Origin of the sequence: Halalkalicoccus subterraneus, from assembly GCF_003697815.1 — an archaeon.
Classification (GTDB): domain Archaea; phylum Halobacteriota; class Halobacteria; order Halobacteriales; family Halalkalicoccaceae; genus Halalkalicoccus; species Halalkalicoccus subterraneus.
Window position 1 is genome coordinate 15,291 of sequence record NZ_RDQG01000010.1, and the last position, 15,175, is coordinate 30,465.

Below are 15,175 nucleotides of genomic sequence, written 5' to 3' on the forward strand. Positions count from 1 at the left end.
TACCAAAAGGATTCCCCTACCTACCAATCGACTACCACTAGCGCTCGTACTCGGCTTCCCGCTCGCCCTCGGTCGTCCCGGGGCCGTCGGCCACCCGCCCGAGGTCGAGTTCACGGTCGATCTCGTCCTCGACGACGCCCATAGATTCGACCGTGAGGACGTTGCCGCCGCCGGGGTCGATCACGAACACCTCTTCGCCCGCCTCTATTTCGCCCTCCATCGAGCGGGCGGTATAATACGGATTGAAGCCGCCGCCGGTGAGTTTGATCTGCCCGCCGGTCGGTGAGACGCGCTCGGTGACCCGTCCGGTGCGGCCCTTCAGCGAGGCCGAATCGCTCGTCCGACCGGTGCCCTTCCCGCCGTAGATGTCGAGCTCCCGGTAGGCGAACAGGGCGACGCCACCGACGAGCAACACCGTCAGTGCGAGCGCGATCGCGAGTGCCCCGCCGGCGATGAACGGGCCGAGGGCCAGTCCGACCAGCCCGGCGACCAGCAGCGCGACCCCGAGGACGATCAGGTGCGCGCCGGGCGCGAGTGCCTCCGCGATCGTGAGGAGAACCCCGACGACCAGGAGGACGAGCGGCAACGACGCCCCGAGGATCTCTACCATACCGCACGTTGGGACGCGGACCGATTAATGGTTCCGGATCAGATAAATCCCAACCCGTACGCGAGCGCGCCGAGGGCGATGAGCACGCCGAGTGCAACGAACAACGCGTTCTCGGCGTCCAGCGATCCGGGCTCGATTCGCCGATCCGGTTCCTCGTCCGACCCGTCCCCGTTTTCGCCGACCTCCTCTACCGAGTACTCCCAGTCCTCCCCGTCCTCGGGAGCGGCCATCTATCGTTCCCTCCGCGTCTGGGGCACGTCGGTCTCGCGGCGCTCGTTGGGGCTTGCAAGCTCGCCCTCGTAGATCACGCCGCGTTCGGCGTCGACCGTCGCGATCGTTCCGTCGGGGATGGCGGTGAGGTCCACGCCGCTGACCATCGGGATGCCGAGTTCGCGGGCAACCATCGCCGGGTAGCCCGTCATGCCCGACCGGCCATCGACGATCGCGCCGATCGTCGAGAGGTCGCCCTCGAACTCCGCGTCGAACTCCGCGTCGAGGGTGACGATCGAGCCGGGCTCGACGGCCGAGAGGTCGCCGTCGGGGCTGTGGACGAGGGGACCGCTGGTCCGTCCGGAGACGACGCCCGTGCCGGTGTCGATGGTCTCTGCGGCGACGTGGACCTTCAGCATGTTCGTCGTACCCGCGCCCTCGATCTCGGTCATCATCCCCGAGAGCACCACGACCGTATCGCCGCTCTCGGCCACGCCCGAATCGAGCGCGGCACTGACGGCGTTCTCGATCACGTCGTTCGCCCCCTGATCGGTAAAGGGCGCGTACTGGGCGGTGACGCCCCACGACAGGGCGAGCTGGCGGCGTACCCGCTCGGTTGGCGTCGAGGCGACGATCGGGACGCCCGGTCGGTACTTGGCCATTTTGCGGGCCGTGTAGCCGGACTCGCTGGCCGCGACGACGGCACTCGCGTCGAGGTCCCGCGCGAGATAGCGCGCCGCACGGGCGAGTGCCTCGGTTCGCGAGTCGCTCGGGGCCGGAACCCGCTGTTCGCGCAGTTCGTCGTACTCCCCGCTTCGCTCGACCTCGCGGATGATGCTGTCCATGGTGTCGACCACCCTGACTGGGTGGTCGCCGATGGCGGTCTCGCCCGAAAGCATCACCGCGTCGGTGCCGTCGAGCACGGCGTTGGCGACGTCCGAGGCCTCCGCACGGGTCGGCCGGCGGGAGTGGACCATCGAGTCGAGCATCTCCGTGGCGGTGATGACGGGTGCGCCCGCGTCCCGACACGCCCGGATGATGCGTTTCTGGATCATCGGGACGTCCTCCATCGGGCACTCCACCCCCAGATCCCCCCGGGCGACCATCACGCCGTAGGATGCGTCGACGATCTCGGGCAGGTTCTCGACGGCCCCCGCACGCTCGACCTTCGAGACGATCGGGATCGGGTCGCCGTACTCCTCGATGGTCGCGCCGACCTCGTAGATGTCCGCCGCGTCACGGACGAACGAGGCGGCGACGAGATCGACCTCCTTTTCGGCGGCGAGCTGGAGGTCCCGGCGGTCCTTCTCGGTGACGACGTCGAGGTCGAGCTCGACGCCCGGCACGTTGACGCCCTTCCGTCCCGAGAGGGGTCCGCCGCTCTCGACGCGCGCGATCACTGTATCGCCCTCGACGCCCTCGACGGTCGTCTCGATCCGGCCGTCGTCGAGCAACACCCGGTCACCGGGTTCGACGCCGGTGATGGGGATCGAGAGGCCGACCTCCTCGGGGGTGGCCTCCTCGCCCTCGACGAACCGGACCTCGGATCCCTCGTCGAGTTCGATCGGCTCGTCGAGAGGTGCGGTGCGGATCTCCGGGCCCTTGGTGTCGAGCATCACCGCGAGTGGCTCCGCGGAGGCCTCGTCGACTTCCTTGACGATGCCGATCAGCTCCGCGCGGTCCTCGAGACTGCCGTGGCTCGCGTTGAGCCGAGCGACGGACATCCCCGCGTCGGCCAACTCGCGGATCGTGCGCCGGTCGGCCGAGGCCGGCCCGAGCGTACAGACGATCTTCGCGTTTCTCATGGGGGCAGTAGACGGCAAGCCGGCAAAAAGCCCAACGGTTAGCTCGTCCGCGAGTGAGTCCTCGACCCGCCCGAACGCCTTTGGGTCCGGTCGTCAACGTCGGCGAGCCCGACATACGTTGGGGACGATACTCTTCATGCAGCTGCGTCTCCCAAGTTCAGTATGAATAGCTCGGAGGTTGGCTTTGTGTACGTTCATGGTGCAGGTCTGGATACCTGGATATGGAACGATCTCATCCAACTACAGGACACGGCTCATCTCTGCGTGTCCTTCCCCGACCGAGGAAGAGAGTCGGGCGTCCGAAATGACTTGAACTTACAGGAGTACGTCGATCACGTATGCCGGCAGATCGAAGAGTTCCCCGCTGATACCGTAATCGTCGTCTCCCACTCTGTCGGCGGAGTTATTGGGTTGGAAGCCGCCAGCAGGCTTCCCGAAAAAGTAGCGGGTTTCGTCGGGGTCTGTGCTGCTATACCGACGCCCGGAAATTCGTTCTTGTCCTGTTATCCGTTCTACCAGCATCTCGTTCAACGAGTCATCGTTCGAGTGGTCGGGACGAAACCACCCGATTCGGCCATCCGTGATTCGCTGTGTGCTGGATTATCGGAGGAGCACACGAGTCGCGTTATCGATCAGTTCACACCTGAATCACGGCGTTTGTTCACGGACGAGTGCACCGCTGCGATCCCGAACGTGCCAACCCTTTACGTCGAAACGACGAACGACAAGGAGATGTCCTCTTCGCTGCAAGACTCCATGAGTACCAATCTGAGCGCGGACGAAGTCCGTACCATCGAGTCCGGTCACATGCCCATGCTCAGCAATCCTCGAGAACTAGCAGAGGTTCTGGAGGACTTCAGAGAGGGGAGTGTCGTATAGACCCATTCGGCTCCGCTCTTTAGCCATCCGGGACCCAGTGGCACATATGGAACTGTACTGGCCGACTCAGTGAGCAACGGAAAATTCAGTGTGTAAAACCGTCGTGTAACTTTGTTGGAATAGGCCACTAGTAGACCGTCGTCAACGAGCGTCTGGATGGCAGAAAACTCCAGAAAACGCGGACTAAACCAGGATCACCTGATCTTCGTCCCCGGCTCGCTGTCGCCAAGCGTCGTCAACAGGTCCGCGTCCTCCCCCGCCGCGAGCAACATCCCATTGGACTCGACGCCGAACAGCTCCGCGGGCTCCAGATTGGCGAGGATCACGACCCGCGTACCCGGTAGGGTATCGAGGTCGTGCAGGCGCTTGATCCCGGCGACGATCTGACGGGTCTCGACGCCGATATTCACTTCGAGACGTGCGAGGTCGTCGGCACCCTCGATCCCCTCGGCGAGCTCGATCTCGCCGACGCGGACGTCGAGGTCCTGGAACTCCTCGAAGCCGATCCGGTCCTCCGAAAGCGGTTCGAGCCCGGTGGGCGCCTCGGGGGCGTCCTCCCCGCCATCGTCCACGGTCTCCTCCTCGTTCGCATCCGCGTTCGCGGTGTCGACGCGCTCTTCGAGCTTCTCGTTGAGCGCCTCGACGCGCTCGTCCTCGACCTTTTCGAACAGCGCCTCGGGCTCGCCGAAGTTCTCAGGAGGTGCGTCGAGACAGTCCTTCAGTCGAGCCCCGTGGACCGAGCCGCCCTCCTCCAACTGTGCCCAGAGGCGTTCGGCGGCGTGCGGGAGGATCGGCTCCAGCAGCACGGCGGCGGCCTTCGCGAGCTGGACGCAATCGCGGATGACCTGTGCTGCCTCCTCGGGATTCTCGTCCACCAGCTTCCAGGGCTCGTTGCGCTGGATGTACTCGTTACCGAACCGGGAGAGCCGGATCCCGGTCTGGCTGGCCTCCCGAAGCGAGTAGTCGTTCAGCCCGTCGCGGAACTCCTCCATCGCGTCGTCGATCTCCGCGAGCACCTCCTCGCTGACGTCCGCCGCGGGCGTGCCCTCGAAGTTCCGGTGGGCAAACAGGAGGGACCGGTAGACGAAGTTCCCGAAGTTCCCCACCAGCTCGCCGTTGACCCGCTCTTGGAAGCGCTCCCACGAGAAGTCGACGTCCTGCTGGAAGCCGCCCGTGGTCACGAGGTAGTACCTGAGTAGGTCGGGGTCGAAGCCCTCCGCCAGATAGTCGTCGGCCCAGATCGCCCGGTTCCGGGAGGTCGAGAACGCCTTTCCATCCAGATTGACGAACCCGCTCGCCATCACCGCCCGGGGCTCGTTGTAGCCCGCCCCGCGGAGCATCGAGGGCCAGAAGACGGTGTGGTGCTGGATGATGTCCCGACCGATGACGTGGATCAACTCCCCGTCGCCGTCCCGCCACGGCTCGGTCCAGTCGAAGACTTCCTCGCCGACCCGCTCGGAGTACTGTTTGGTGCTCGCGACGTACTCGATGGGCGCGTCGACCCAGACGTACAGCACGAGGTCCTCCTTGCCCTCGCCGGGGTACTCGATCCCCCAGTCCATGTCGCGGGTGATACAGAGGTCTTGCAGCTCGCCCTCGACCCACTCCTTTGGCTGATTACGCGCGTTGTCGGTGCCCTCCAGACGACCGAGAAAGCCCTTGAGATACTCCTGGAAGTCGGAGAGCCGCAGAAATTCGTGTTCGCGGGCGCGGTATTCGGCGGGGTTCCCGGTGATCGTGCTGACGGGGTCCTCGATCTCGCCGGGCTCCAAGTGACGCTGACAACCCTCGTCACACTCGTCGCCGCGGGCCTTCTCCCCGCAGTAGGGACAGGTCCCCTCGACGAATCGGTCGGGGAGGGGCTGGTCGACCTCGGGGTCCCACGCCACCTGGATCTCCTTCTCGTAGATGTGGTCGTTCTCGATCCACTCGCGGACGAACTCCCGGGTGAGTTCGGTGTTGGTGTCGTCGTGGGTGTGCCCGTAGTTGTCGAACTCGATGCCGAACTCGGGGAAGGTCGCCGCGTACGTCTCGTGGTACTCCAGCGCGAACTCCTCGGGCGTCACACCCTTCTTTTCGGCGTTGACCGCCACTGGGGTCCCGTGCATGTCCGACCCGCTGACGAACGCCGTTTGCTGGCCGAGGCGGCGCAGCGAGCGTGCGAGGGTGTCCCCGCTGACGTAGGTGCGCAGATGACCGATGTGCAGGTCGCCGTTGGCGTAGGGCAGCCCGCAGGTGACCACCGCGGGGTGATCCGTCGGATAGTCGTCGTGGCTCATGGTTCCCTCTGACTCGTCGTGGGCCCTAAACCCGCCGGTTTCGACCGTCGACGGATCCGTACCGTTCGGGTTCGGGGTCTATTCCTCGGTGCTACAGACCAACGTAGGGCGCTCGGCACCCATGATCACGTCCTGGGTGACGCTGCCGAACAGTGCCTTGCCGGTCGGGCTTCGCTTCCGCCCGGCGACACAGAGACAGTCGGCGTCGCGGCGCGCCGCGGTGTCGAGGATCGCCATTCCAGTGTCGCCGCCGATTCCCTCGGTCGTGACCTCGATTCCGGCCGCCTCGAGGATCGCTCGGGCCTCGACGACGGCGTCGACCGACTCGACGTCGCCGTCCTCGCTGTCGAAGACGTGGACGAGGATCGCGCTGATCTCCTCACCGCCCGGCAGGTTCACGATCGCTTCTGCCTGTGTACGCGCGCGCTCGACGTCCGTGTCCACGCCGACGACGATGGTGTACATGGTTCGTGTTTCGGACGCCAGGCCCTTACCGGTGACTGTCGAGATCGTCGAGAAAGCGCTCGAGGACCGTCCGCGTGACGTGGGGCATACAGACCACCCGAAGCTCCCCCCGTCCCGTCCGCGAGACCCGCCACCCAGCGTCGCGAAGCGTTTCGAAGAGCTCTTCGGGGAGGTCCGCCGCGACGATCGGGAGTTCGGGGTCGACGACCGCGACGCCGCGCGCTTTGAATTCCCCGGCCAGCCACTCGGCGTTCGTCGTCGCGCGCTCGTAGGTTTCGCGATAGCCGTCGGGCCACAGCGCCTCGCAGGCGGCGACCGTGCTCGCGACCCCCGCGCCGCTTCGCGTGCCCGTCAGGCTCGCTTGACCCGCCGATTCGAGGTACGGCGTTTCGACCGCGAGCGCGTCGAGGGTCTCCCGGTCGCGGGCGAGAAACCCGCCGGCGGGGATCGCCGCCCGCCCGGCCTTGTGGGGGTCGATCGTCATCGAGTCGATGTCGGCGTCCGAAAAACTCCAGTCGTGATCCGAGAAGGGAAGCAGGAACCCGCCCCATGCCGCGTCGACGTGGAACCGAGCGCCCACCGACCCGGCGATCCCCGCCAGCTCGGCGATCGGGTCGACCCGGCCGTACTCGGTTGTGCCCGCGACGCCGACCACGAGCGCCGTCTCCGCGTCGACGGCGGCCTCGACGGCCGCGAGGTCCGCCCGGCCGTCAACAGTGGGAACGAGCCGAAGCTCCACGTCGAGCAGTCCGGCGGCCTTCCGAAAACTGAAATGGGCGCTCTCGGGGGCGACGACGTTCACCTCACTGGTTCCGTCCTCGCGCGCGAGGTTTCGGGCCGCACGGAGCGCCTGGATGTTGGCCTCGGTGCCGCCGCTCGCGACGTAGCCCTGGGGGTCTTCGAGCCCGGCGATCGCGCCGAGATAGTCGATCGCTTCCGCTTCGAGGTCGGTGACGACGGGGTAGCTCGCGGGATCGCCGGGGTTGGTCGCGAGAAAGCGCTCGGCGTCCCGCCGGGCGGCCGGATGTGGCTCCGTACACATCGAGGAGAGCACCCGGTCGAACGACTGTGGCCCCGGCGCACGGTCTGCCCGCTGCATACCACCTCTGACCGGGCGAGGCGTTTAGCCGTTCTGTTCCGGCCTTCGATCAGCGGATCGAGTCCAATACCAGCTTCTGCTCGACGCGTTTTGCCTCGTGTTGGACGTCACGCACCGCGTCGATGTTCGCGCTGATCGAGCTCACACCCGTGTTGACCAGGTGTTGGACCATCCGCGGTTTCGAGCCGGCCTGCCCGCAGATGCTCGTGTTCACGTCCTTCTCACGACATTTCTCGATGGTGCTCTCGATCAGTTCCAGCACGGCGGGATGCAGTTCGTCGAAGCGGTCGGCGACGTTCTCGTTGTTGCGGTCGACTGCCAGCGTGTACTGGGTGAGGTCGTTGGTACCGAAGGAGGCGAAGTCGATGCCGGCCTCGGCCATCCCCTCGATCGAGAGCGCGCTTGCAGGCGTCTCGATCATCACGCCCCACGACCGGCGCTCGGAGTCGATACCCGCCTCCTCCATCAGGCGGCGCGCGGCGAGCACGTCCTCGGCGTCGTTCACGAGCGGGAACATGATCTCGACGTTGTCATAGCCCATCTCGTAGAGGCGTTTGAACGCCCGAAGTTCGTACGCGAAGACGTCGGGCCGATCGAGGCTCCGGCGGATACCACGATAGCCCAACATCGGGTTGTGTTCGCGGGGCTCGTCCCCGCCGCCCTCGAGTTGGCGGAACTCGTCGGTCGGGGCGTCGAGGGTTCGGACCCTGACGGGACGGGGATAGAACTCGTCGGCCACACCCCTGATCCCGTTCACGATCTCGTCGACGTAGGCCTGTTCTCCGTTCTCGGCGACGAACTTCTGGGGGGTCTTGCCCAGCGAAAGGATCATGTGCTCGATCCGCAGCAATCCGACCCCGTCCGCGCCGGTCGCTGCGGCCCGTTCTGCGGCCTCGGGGATCGAGACGTTGACCTTCACCTCGGTGGCGGTCATCGGCTTGACCGGCGTTTCGGGTCTGACGGATTCGACGGGTTCGTGTTCGGGTTCGTCGCTCGCCCGGCCGGCCTCGACGCTACCCCGTTCGCCGTCGATGGTGATCTGCTGGCCGTCCTCGATGACTTTCGTTCCGTTGCTCGTTCCCACCACGGCGGGGACGCCGAGTTCTCTAGAAACGATCGCGGCGTGGGAGGTCATCCCGCCCTCGTCGGTGACGATCCCCGAGGCGCGCTTCATCGCCGGCACCATGTCGGGCGTGGTCATCTCGGTGACGATGACGTCGCCCTCCTTGACCTTGTCGAGCTGATCCAGTTTGGTGACGATCCGGGCCGCGCCGCTCGCTCGCCCGGGGCTCGAACCCAGCCCGTGGACGAGTTCCTCGCCGTCGGTTCCGTCGCTGTCGCGTTCGTCGTACTCCAGCGAGCCGCCGTTGCCGTCGGCGATCCCCTCCATCAGCCCGGAGTCCGCCCCCTCGACCTCCTCCTCGCCGCCGGCGATCGTCGTGATCGGGCGCGACTGAAGCATGAACACCTCCCCCGAGACGATCGCCCACTCGACGTCCTGCGGGGCGTCGTAGTGGTCCTCGACGCGCTCGCCCAGCCCGATCAGCTCGGCGATCTCGTCGTCGGCGAGCACCCGCTCGTTTCGCTTTGCTTCGGGGACCTCCTCCTCGATCGTCTCGCCGCTTGCCTCGTCGCGAACGCACTGGATCTTCTTCGTCGCGATCGTCTCCTCCTCGACCGCGCCGCTCTCGCGGTCGACGACGTAGTTGTCCGGCGAAACCGAGCCCGAAACGACCGCCTCGCCGAGTCCCCAGGCGGCCTCGAGGATGATCCGCGGGTCGCCAGTCGAGGGGTGACTCGTGAACATCACGCCCGACTTCTCGGCGTCGACCATCCGCTGAACGACGACCGCGATGTTGACGTCCTCGCTGTCGAAGCCCTGCTGTTTACGGTAGTAGATCGCCCGCTGGGTGAACAGCGACGCCCAACACTCCTTGACTCGTTGGAGAAGGTCCTCCTCGGTGACGTTCAGAAACGTCTCCTGCTGGCCGGCAAACGAGGCGTCGGGCAGGTCCTCTGCGGTCGCCGACGATCGGACGGCGACGAACGGGTCGTCCTCGAACTCGGCGTAGGCCGCGAGGATCTCCTCGCGCAGTTCGTCCGGAAACGGGGTCCCGAGGACGAGTTCGTTCGCGCGTTCCTGTGCGTTCGCGAGGGCCTTCGAGTCCTCGACGTCGACGTCGACGGCCTCGTGTAGTTCCTCGTCGATCCCGGCGTTCTCGATGAACTCGCGGTAGGTCCCGGCGGTGACGATGAAGGCGGGCGGAACGGGCAGGCCCGCACCCGTCAACTCGCCGAGCGAGGCGCCCTTTCCGCCGACGATCTCGATGTCATCTGCGCCGATCTCCGCGAGCCAGCGTACTGCCATTGATGGTCGGATCGACACCGAGACGAGTAAAGAAGGTTGCGACCGACCCAAACGTTCGTGGAACCAACTATCCGGATTCGAGTAAACGAGGCGCCTTACACCTCGACGATTCCGTTCTCGTCCGCATCCGGCACCGAAAGCGTCCCCGAGAGCGCCTCGACGGCCCGCCCGCCGACGCGGACCGTCTCGTCGATCCGAACCCGAACCTCGCCCGGACGATTCACGAAATGGCCCTGCTCGAAGACCATTTCCTCCGGGACCCCGCTCTCGCCGAACGCCTCGAACTCGCGGAGATAGGCCCCGGCCGCGCCGCTTGCGGTTCCGGTCACGGGGTCCTCTGAGATCCCCGCACGGGGTGCGAACGTCCGGCCGTGGAGCGTCGCCTCGGGCGTGAGGGTGTCGAAGGTGAAGGCATAGAGCCCCATCGCACCGACCGATTCACAGAGGTCGGCGACCGCCCGGTCGTCGGGGGCGGCGTTTCCGAGGCGTTCGAGGAAGTTCACCGGGACGACCAGGACCGGAAACCCCGTCGAGGCGAGCGCAAGCGGGAGGTCTTCCCCGACGTCGGCGAGCGCGGCGGGATCGATTCCCACCGCTCGGGCCACGTCCTCGTAGGCGAGGTCGACCCGCTCGACCCGTGGATCGTCCTGGGTCATCCAGACGGTCCCGTCGGGTTCGATCTCGACGTCGAGCACCCCGACGTTCGTTTCGAGCGTGTGGGCACCCGATTCGAGCGTCCCTCGTTCGAACAGGTGGGCGTGACTCGCGATCGTCGCGTGCCCACAGAGGTCGACCTCCGTGGTCGGGGTGAAATACCGGATCCGGCGGTCGGCGCGCTCCGAGTCGCTCAGGAAGGCCGTCTCGCTGACCGCGAGTTCGCGCGCGATCGCCTGGCGCTGGTCGTCGCTCAACCCCTCGGCGTCGGGAACGACGCCCGCAGCGTTACCCGACAGCGCCTCGTCGGTGAAGGCGTCGATCAGCCACACCCGTTTGTCCATGTCCGCCTTCCGAGGGCCCGGCATTAGATCGTTTCGGGGCCCCCTTCGGGATTCGATCGGACCGCCCGGCGGACCTCCGGGACCGGGTCCAGTTCGTCATTGGTGTCCCCGAGGATCAACAGGGCGTAGTAGCGCAGATAGACCTGTATCGGTACCTGTGCGACCAGTGCGGCGATGATCATGCCGAGGACGAACAGGACCCCGAAGACGATCGCGACGGGTGCGAGGAACGCCTCGGCGAGCAACGCGGTGCCGGCGACGACGATCCCGAGGGGGATCCCCAACGCCAGCGCGACGATCGCGAGCACGATCACGAACACGATTCCCAGCGCGATGTTGAGGACGAACGCCGCGACCACGTAGGCGAGATACTGCTTCCAGTGGCCCGTGAGTGCCGGCCAGAACGCCCGCCAACCGTCGAGAACGCCCGTTTCCCGGACGAGCATGACCGGGACGATGAACGCCGTCGTCAAGGAATCGACCAGCGCCATCGCGAGGACGGAAAGGCCGGCGAGGATACCGAGGACGACCAGTATCGTGCCGCCGACCTCGGGCAGCGGCCCGGCGCCGAACGCGGACAGTCCGAAGCCCAGAAAGACGGCTGCGGGCAGAAAACCGAGGATCGAGAGGACGAGTCTGAAGCCGAGCAGGCGCAGTCCCTCGCCGAGGTAGCTCCTCGAATAGCCCCAGAAGCGGACCACGTCGGTGCGAAGCGACTGGACGAAGACGAACTCCATGAGCGCGCCGACGAAGGTGAACCCGAGGACCAGCAGGAGCAACACGCCGCCGATCAGCCCGATCGCGATCGCGTTCTCGACGACGAACGACCAGAGCGCGTCGAGGTTCGCCTCGCCTCCGGTGGGATCGGACGGCGTTCCGCCGCCACCGCCGCCCCCGAAGTTCGATCCCGTCCCGCCGACGAAGAAGACGATCACCGCGAGGACGAGCAGTCGCGTTACCGACAGCGGCGTCAGGAACTCGCGAGTCGCTGCCCACGCGTCGTCCAGGTTATCGATCGCGTACAGCGCCATACCGGCCGTTCGTCGGACTCGAGTAAAAACCCGGCGGCAAGCGGGTTCACGACCGCCCGCGAGAAGTCAGACGACTTAAATCGGGAGCGTGTCTGGACACCACCATAGCATGTCCGACCTCCCCGAGGAGTTCAACTGCACGGTTACCAACTGGGAGTACATCTACGGACTCTGCCGGGCGGTGAGCACCGAGGTCAAGCGTTCGGAGTTCGAGCCGGACGTGATCGTCGCGCTGGCGCGCGGGGGCTGGTTTGCGGGGCGCTGTATCTGTGATTTCTTGGGACTCGACGACCTGACGAGCCTGAAGATGGAACACTACGTCGGGACGGCTCAAAAGAGCGGCGAGCCCCAGATCCGGTATCCGATGCCCGAGGGATCGGTCCAGGACAAGGACGTTCTGATCATCGACGACATCGCCGACACGGGCGGGTCGATCGAACGCGCCCAGGAGTACGTCACCGATCGCGACGCGAACGAGGTCCACACCGCGACGCTTCAACTGTTGCAGACCAGCGAGTTCGAACCGGATTTCGTCGGCGAGCGCCTCGAGGAGTGGACCTGGGTCGTCTACCCGTGGAACTTCATCGAGGACATGATCGATCTGATCTCGGGGGTCATGGAACGTGCCGACGAGGAGACGCTCAGCGGCGAAGACGTCCGTCACTACCTCGCGGAGTTCCACGACGTCGAACGCATGGAGATGGAGATCGCCCAGCCAAACCGGCTCAACGAGGTGCTCGTCGAGATGGAACGGCGCGAGGTCATCGAGCGCGCCGGCAAGAACGAGTGGCGACTCTCGGACTGAGTCAGTCCTCGGCGGACGCGGTCGTCGACCCCTTTTCGACCTCGACGTACCGGTCCTTCCAGGTCCCACGTCCCCACCACGCCAGCGCCGCGAGACAGCCGACCACGTCGCCCATCACGACCGCGATCCAGATCCCCGTCTCGGCCCAGCCGGCGACGATCACCAGATAGTACGTCAGCGGAACGCGCACGGCCCAGAGCGTGATCAGCGAGAACACCATCGCGGTCTTCGTGTTGCCCGCGCCCCGGAACGTCCCGAGGATGACCTGCAGCACGCCGAGGAAGACGAACATGAACGCCGCGATCTGCAGGTACTCGACGCCGTAGGCGACCGTCGTCGCCGCGCCGGGGGTATCGGCGGTGAGGAAGACCCCGACGATGGGTTCGGGAAACAGGTACGCGATCAGCGTGAGGACGATCATCACGATCGAAACCAGTCCCATCGCCAGTTTCGAAGCTCGTGCGGCCCGGTCGGGTCGGTCGGCGCCGAGGTTCTGTCCGACGACCGTATCGAGCGCCTGGGAGAGTCCCATCGCGGGCAGGAACACGAGCGAGATCAGCCGGTTTCCCAATCCATAGGCAGCAACGATCTCCGGCGGGAAGGCGACGACTAGCGCCGTCAGCACGACGAACGCGAGCGACGAGGAGGACTGCTCGATCGCGCTCGGAATCCCCAACCCGACGATATCGCGGATGTGCTCGAACCGGGGAACGAGATCAGCGGGCAGGATGTCCGGACCGGCATCGGTGTAGAAGAGGACGTACAGTCCCAGTCCCGTGGCGACCGCCCGTGCCGCGATGGTGGCGATCGCCGCACCCTCGATTCCCATGCGAGGGACTGGGCCGATCCCGAAGATCAGCAGGGGATCGAGGGCGACGTTGACCGCGACGCTGACGACCATCACGCGCATCGGCGTGCGGGTGTTGCCGTAGCCGCGCATGATCGAGACGAAGATGAAGAAGCCGAAGAGGAAGGGCAGGCCGAGGAAGTAGATCCGCATGTAGTCGGCGGCCAGGGGAACGATCCGTTCTTCGGTCCCTGCACCCGCGGGAAACAACGAGAGCAGCCAGTCCGTCGAGAAATGGCCGAGAACGGCGAGGACACAGGCAAGCAGCGTGACGAACGCGAGGGTTTGGCCCGCGATCACGTCGGCGCTCCGGTCGCTTTCGGCACCCGTATACTGGGCGACGAGGATCGCCCCGGCAGCGGTAAAACCCCCGCCGACGGAGATCAGAAAGAAGATGAGGGGAAAGGCGAGGCTCAGCGCGCCGACGGCGTCGGCCGAGACCGCGCCCAGAAACGCCGTGTCGGCGACGTTGTACGCGACCTGCAGCAGTTGAATGACGACCATCGGCCACGCGAGGCGGACCATCGGGCGGACCAACCCGCCCTCGGTGAGCGAGCGTTCGTGAGCCGTGGACACTACTTCGAACCGAAACCGTCGGGACTATATCTGTCTTGTGGACCGTCTCTCAGACGGTTACCAGAACGAGTCGTGGAGCGCGAGGGCCTCCTCGTGACAGACCGGGCCCTCGACCTCGGTGACGCCGTCGAGGATCTCGCTCGCGCGAACGCCCGGCTCGTGACCGGTGAACTCCGCGATTTCTGCACCCGAGGTCGCGTAGACCACCCGATCGAACCCCGCGTACCGCATCCCGCCGGCGCACATCGGACACGGCTCGGCGCTGGTGTACATCGTCGTCTCATCGCGGATTTCCGGTTCGAGATCGCGCACGGCGAGGCGCGCGAGGTTCAACTCGGGATGCCGGCGTACGTCGTCCTCGGTGACGACCCGATTCGAGCCCTCCATCACGACCTCGCCGTCGTGGACGAGCACCGAACCGAACGGGTTATCGCCGCGTTCCGTCGCCTCGCGGGCCAGTTCGATCGCCCGGCGCATGAAGCGTTCTTCGGACATACGGGAGGGTCGGTCCGACGGCAGGTGGTCGTTCCGGTCGGATCCAGCACGGTTTTGTAGCCGCTCGCGAGAAAACGGGGTATGATCGGCTTCATCGGCGGCAGCGGTATTTACGAGGCCCTGCCACTCGAGAACACCCGGGAGGAACACGTCGAAACGCCCTATGGCGACCCCAGCGCGCCCGTGACGATCGGCGAGTTCGGAGAGACGGGTACAGAAGTCGCCTTCCTTCCCCGGCACGGTTCGGACCACGGGCGCTCGCCGACGAACCTGCCCTACCGGGCGAACGTCTACGCACTCAAAACCGTGGGTGTGACCCACATCTTCGCCTCGAACGCCGTCGGATCGCTGAAGGAGGACCTCGAACCGGGGACGCTCGTGATCCCCGATCAGATCGTCGACCGCACGCGCCACCGTGAGATGACCTTTTATGGGGATGGGATCGTCGTCCACCAGTCCTTTACCTCCCCCTACAGCCCCGAACTCGTCGACCACCTGACCGGAGCCGCGACGAAGGCGACCGGCGCCGAGGTCTCGAAGGGCGGCACCTACGTCTGTATCGAGGGGCCCCAGTACTCGACGAAGGCCGAAAGCGAGTTCTATCGATCCCAAGGCTGGGATCTAGTCGGTATGACCGCGATCCCGGAGGCGAAACTCGCCCGTGAAGCCGAGATCGCCTACGCCACCGTCGCGGGCGTCACCGACTAC

The 15,175-nt window shown here is 65.9% G+C and carries 14 protein-coding genes; 3 read left to right on the forward strand and 11 right to left on the reverse strand.

Annotated features, from left to right (window positions below; all coding sequences use genetic code 11):
* Positions 1–37: 37 nt before the first annotated feature.
* The 3 genes from EAO80_RS02945 to pyk are packed head-to-tail and all read right to left on the reverse strand — an operon-like array spanning position 38 to position 2,625.
* Positions 38–610, reverse strand: a complete 573-nt coding sequence (locus EAO80_RS02945; RefSeq protein WP_122088449.1) for an NfeD family protein — start codon at positions 608–610, stop codon at positions 38–40.
* A 38-nt stretch (positions 611–648) separates the two neighbouring features.
* Positions 649–840, reverse strand: a complete 192-nt coding sequence (locus EAO80_RS02950; protein ID WP_122088450.1) for a DUF7312 domain-containing protein — start codon at positions 838–840, stop codon at positions 649–651.
* Entirely contained in the window at positions 841–2,625 is a 1,785-nt protein-coding gene (pyk, locus tag EAO80_RS02955) for a pyruvate kinase (protein WP_122088451.1), read from the reverse strand.
* A 162-nt stretch (positions 2,626–2,787) separates the two neighbouring features.
* On the opposite strand from pyk, the gene EAO80_RS02960 reads away from it, so the two are divergent.
* The gene (locus tag EAO80_RS02960; protein WP_122088452.1) at positions 2,788–3,504 is read left to right on the forward strand and encodes an alpha/beta fold hydrolase; all 717 of its coding nucleotides are present in this window, start codon (positions 2,788–2,790) and stop codon (positions 3,502–3,504) included.
* A gap of 194 nt (positions 3,505–3,698) precedes the next feature.
* Here the strand turns inward: EAO80_RS02960 and metG are convergent, their stop codons facing one another.
* From metG to EAO80_RS02990, 6 genes are all read right to left on the reverse strand, one after another.
* Complete coding sequence (gene metG / locus EAO80_RS02965; RefSeq protein WP_122088453.1) at positions 3,699–5,783, reverse strand: methionine--tRNA ligase; 2,085 nt, start codon at positions 5,781–5,783, stop codon at positions 3,699–3,701.
* 78 nt (positions 5,784–5,861) lie between these two features.
* Complete coding sequence (locus tag EAO80_RS02970; protein ID WP_122088454.1) at positions 5,862–6,248, reverse strand: universal stress protein; 387 nt, start codon at positions 6,246–6,248, stop codon at positions 5,862–5,864.
* A gap of 25 nt (positions 6,249–6,273) precedes the next feature.
* Positions 6,274–7,347, reverse strand: coding sequence for a tyrosine decarboxylase MfnA (gene mfnA / locus EAO80_RS02975; RefSeq protein ID WP_122088455.1), 1,074 nt, complete (start codon positions 7,345–7,347; stop codon positions 6,274–6,276).
* A 49-nt stretch (positions 7,348–7,396) separates the two neighbouring features.
* Positions 7,397–9,715 carry a phosphoenolpyruvate synthase gene (gene ppsA, locus EAO80_RS02980; RefSeq protein WP_122088456.1) on the reverse strand — a complete coding sequence of 773 codons (2,319 nt, stop codon included), beginning with the start codon at positions 9,713–9,715 and terminating at the stop codon, positions 7,397–7,399.
* A 95-nt stretch (positions 9,716–9,810) separates the two neighbouring features.
* Positions 9,811–10,713 (reverse strand): PhzF family phenazine biosynthesis protein, encoded by a 903-nt coding sequence (locus EAO80_RS02985; protein ID WP_122088457.1) that lies wholly within the window; start codon positions 10,711–10,713, stop codon positions 9,811–9,813.
* A gap of 23 nt (positions 10,714–10,736) precedes the next feature.
* On the reverse strand, positions 10,737–11,744 hold the full coding sequence (locus EAO80_RS02990; RefSeq protein WP_122088458.1) for a DUF7544 domain-containing protein: 1,008 nt from the start codon (positions 11,742–11,744) through the stop codon (positions 10,737–10,739).
* 109 nt (positions 11,745–11,853) lie between these two features.
* On the opposite strand from EAO80_RS02990, the gene EAO80_RS02995 reads away from it, so the two are divergent.
* Positions 11,854–12,549 (forward strand): phosphoribosyltransferase, encoded by a 696-nt coding sequence (locus tag EAO80_RS02995; RefSeq protein ID WP_122088459.1) that lies wholly within the window; start codon positions 11,854–11,856, stop codon positions 12,547–12,549.
* Between the two features lies 1 nt (position 12,550).
* On the opposite strand, the gene EAO80_RS03000 is transcribed toward EAO80_RS02995, so the two are convergent.
* Positions 12,551–13,921, reverse strand: a complete 1,371-nt coding sequence (locus EAO80_RS03000) for an MATE family efflux transporter (protein ID WP_162993843.1) — start codon at positions 13,919–13,921, stop codon at positions 12,551–12,553.
* Positions 13,922–14,029: 108 nt separating this feature from the next.
* Complete coding sequence (locus EAO80_RS03005; RefSeq protein ID WP_122088461.1) at positions 14,030–14,467, reverse strand: nucleoside deaminase; 438 nt, start codon at positions 14,465–14,467, stop codon at positions 14,030–14,032.
* Positions 14,468–14,548: 81 nt separating this feature from the next.
* Between EAO80_RS03005 and EAO80_RS03010 the strand changes: the two genes are divergently transcribed.
* The coding region (locus EAO80_RS03010; RefSeq protein ID WP_122088462.1) for an MTAP family purine nucleoside phosphorylase at positions 14,549–15,175 on the forward strand (627 nt) is incomplete at its 3' end.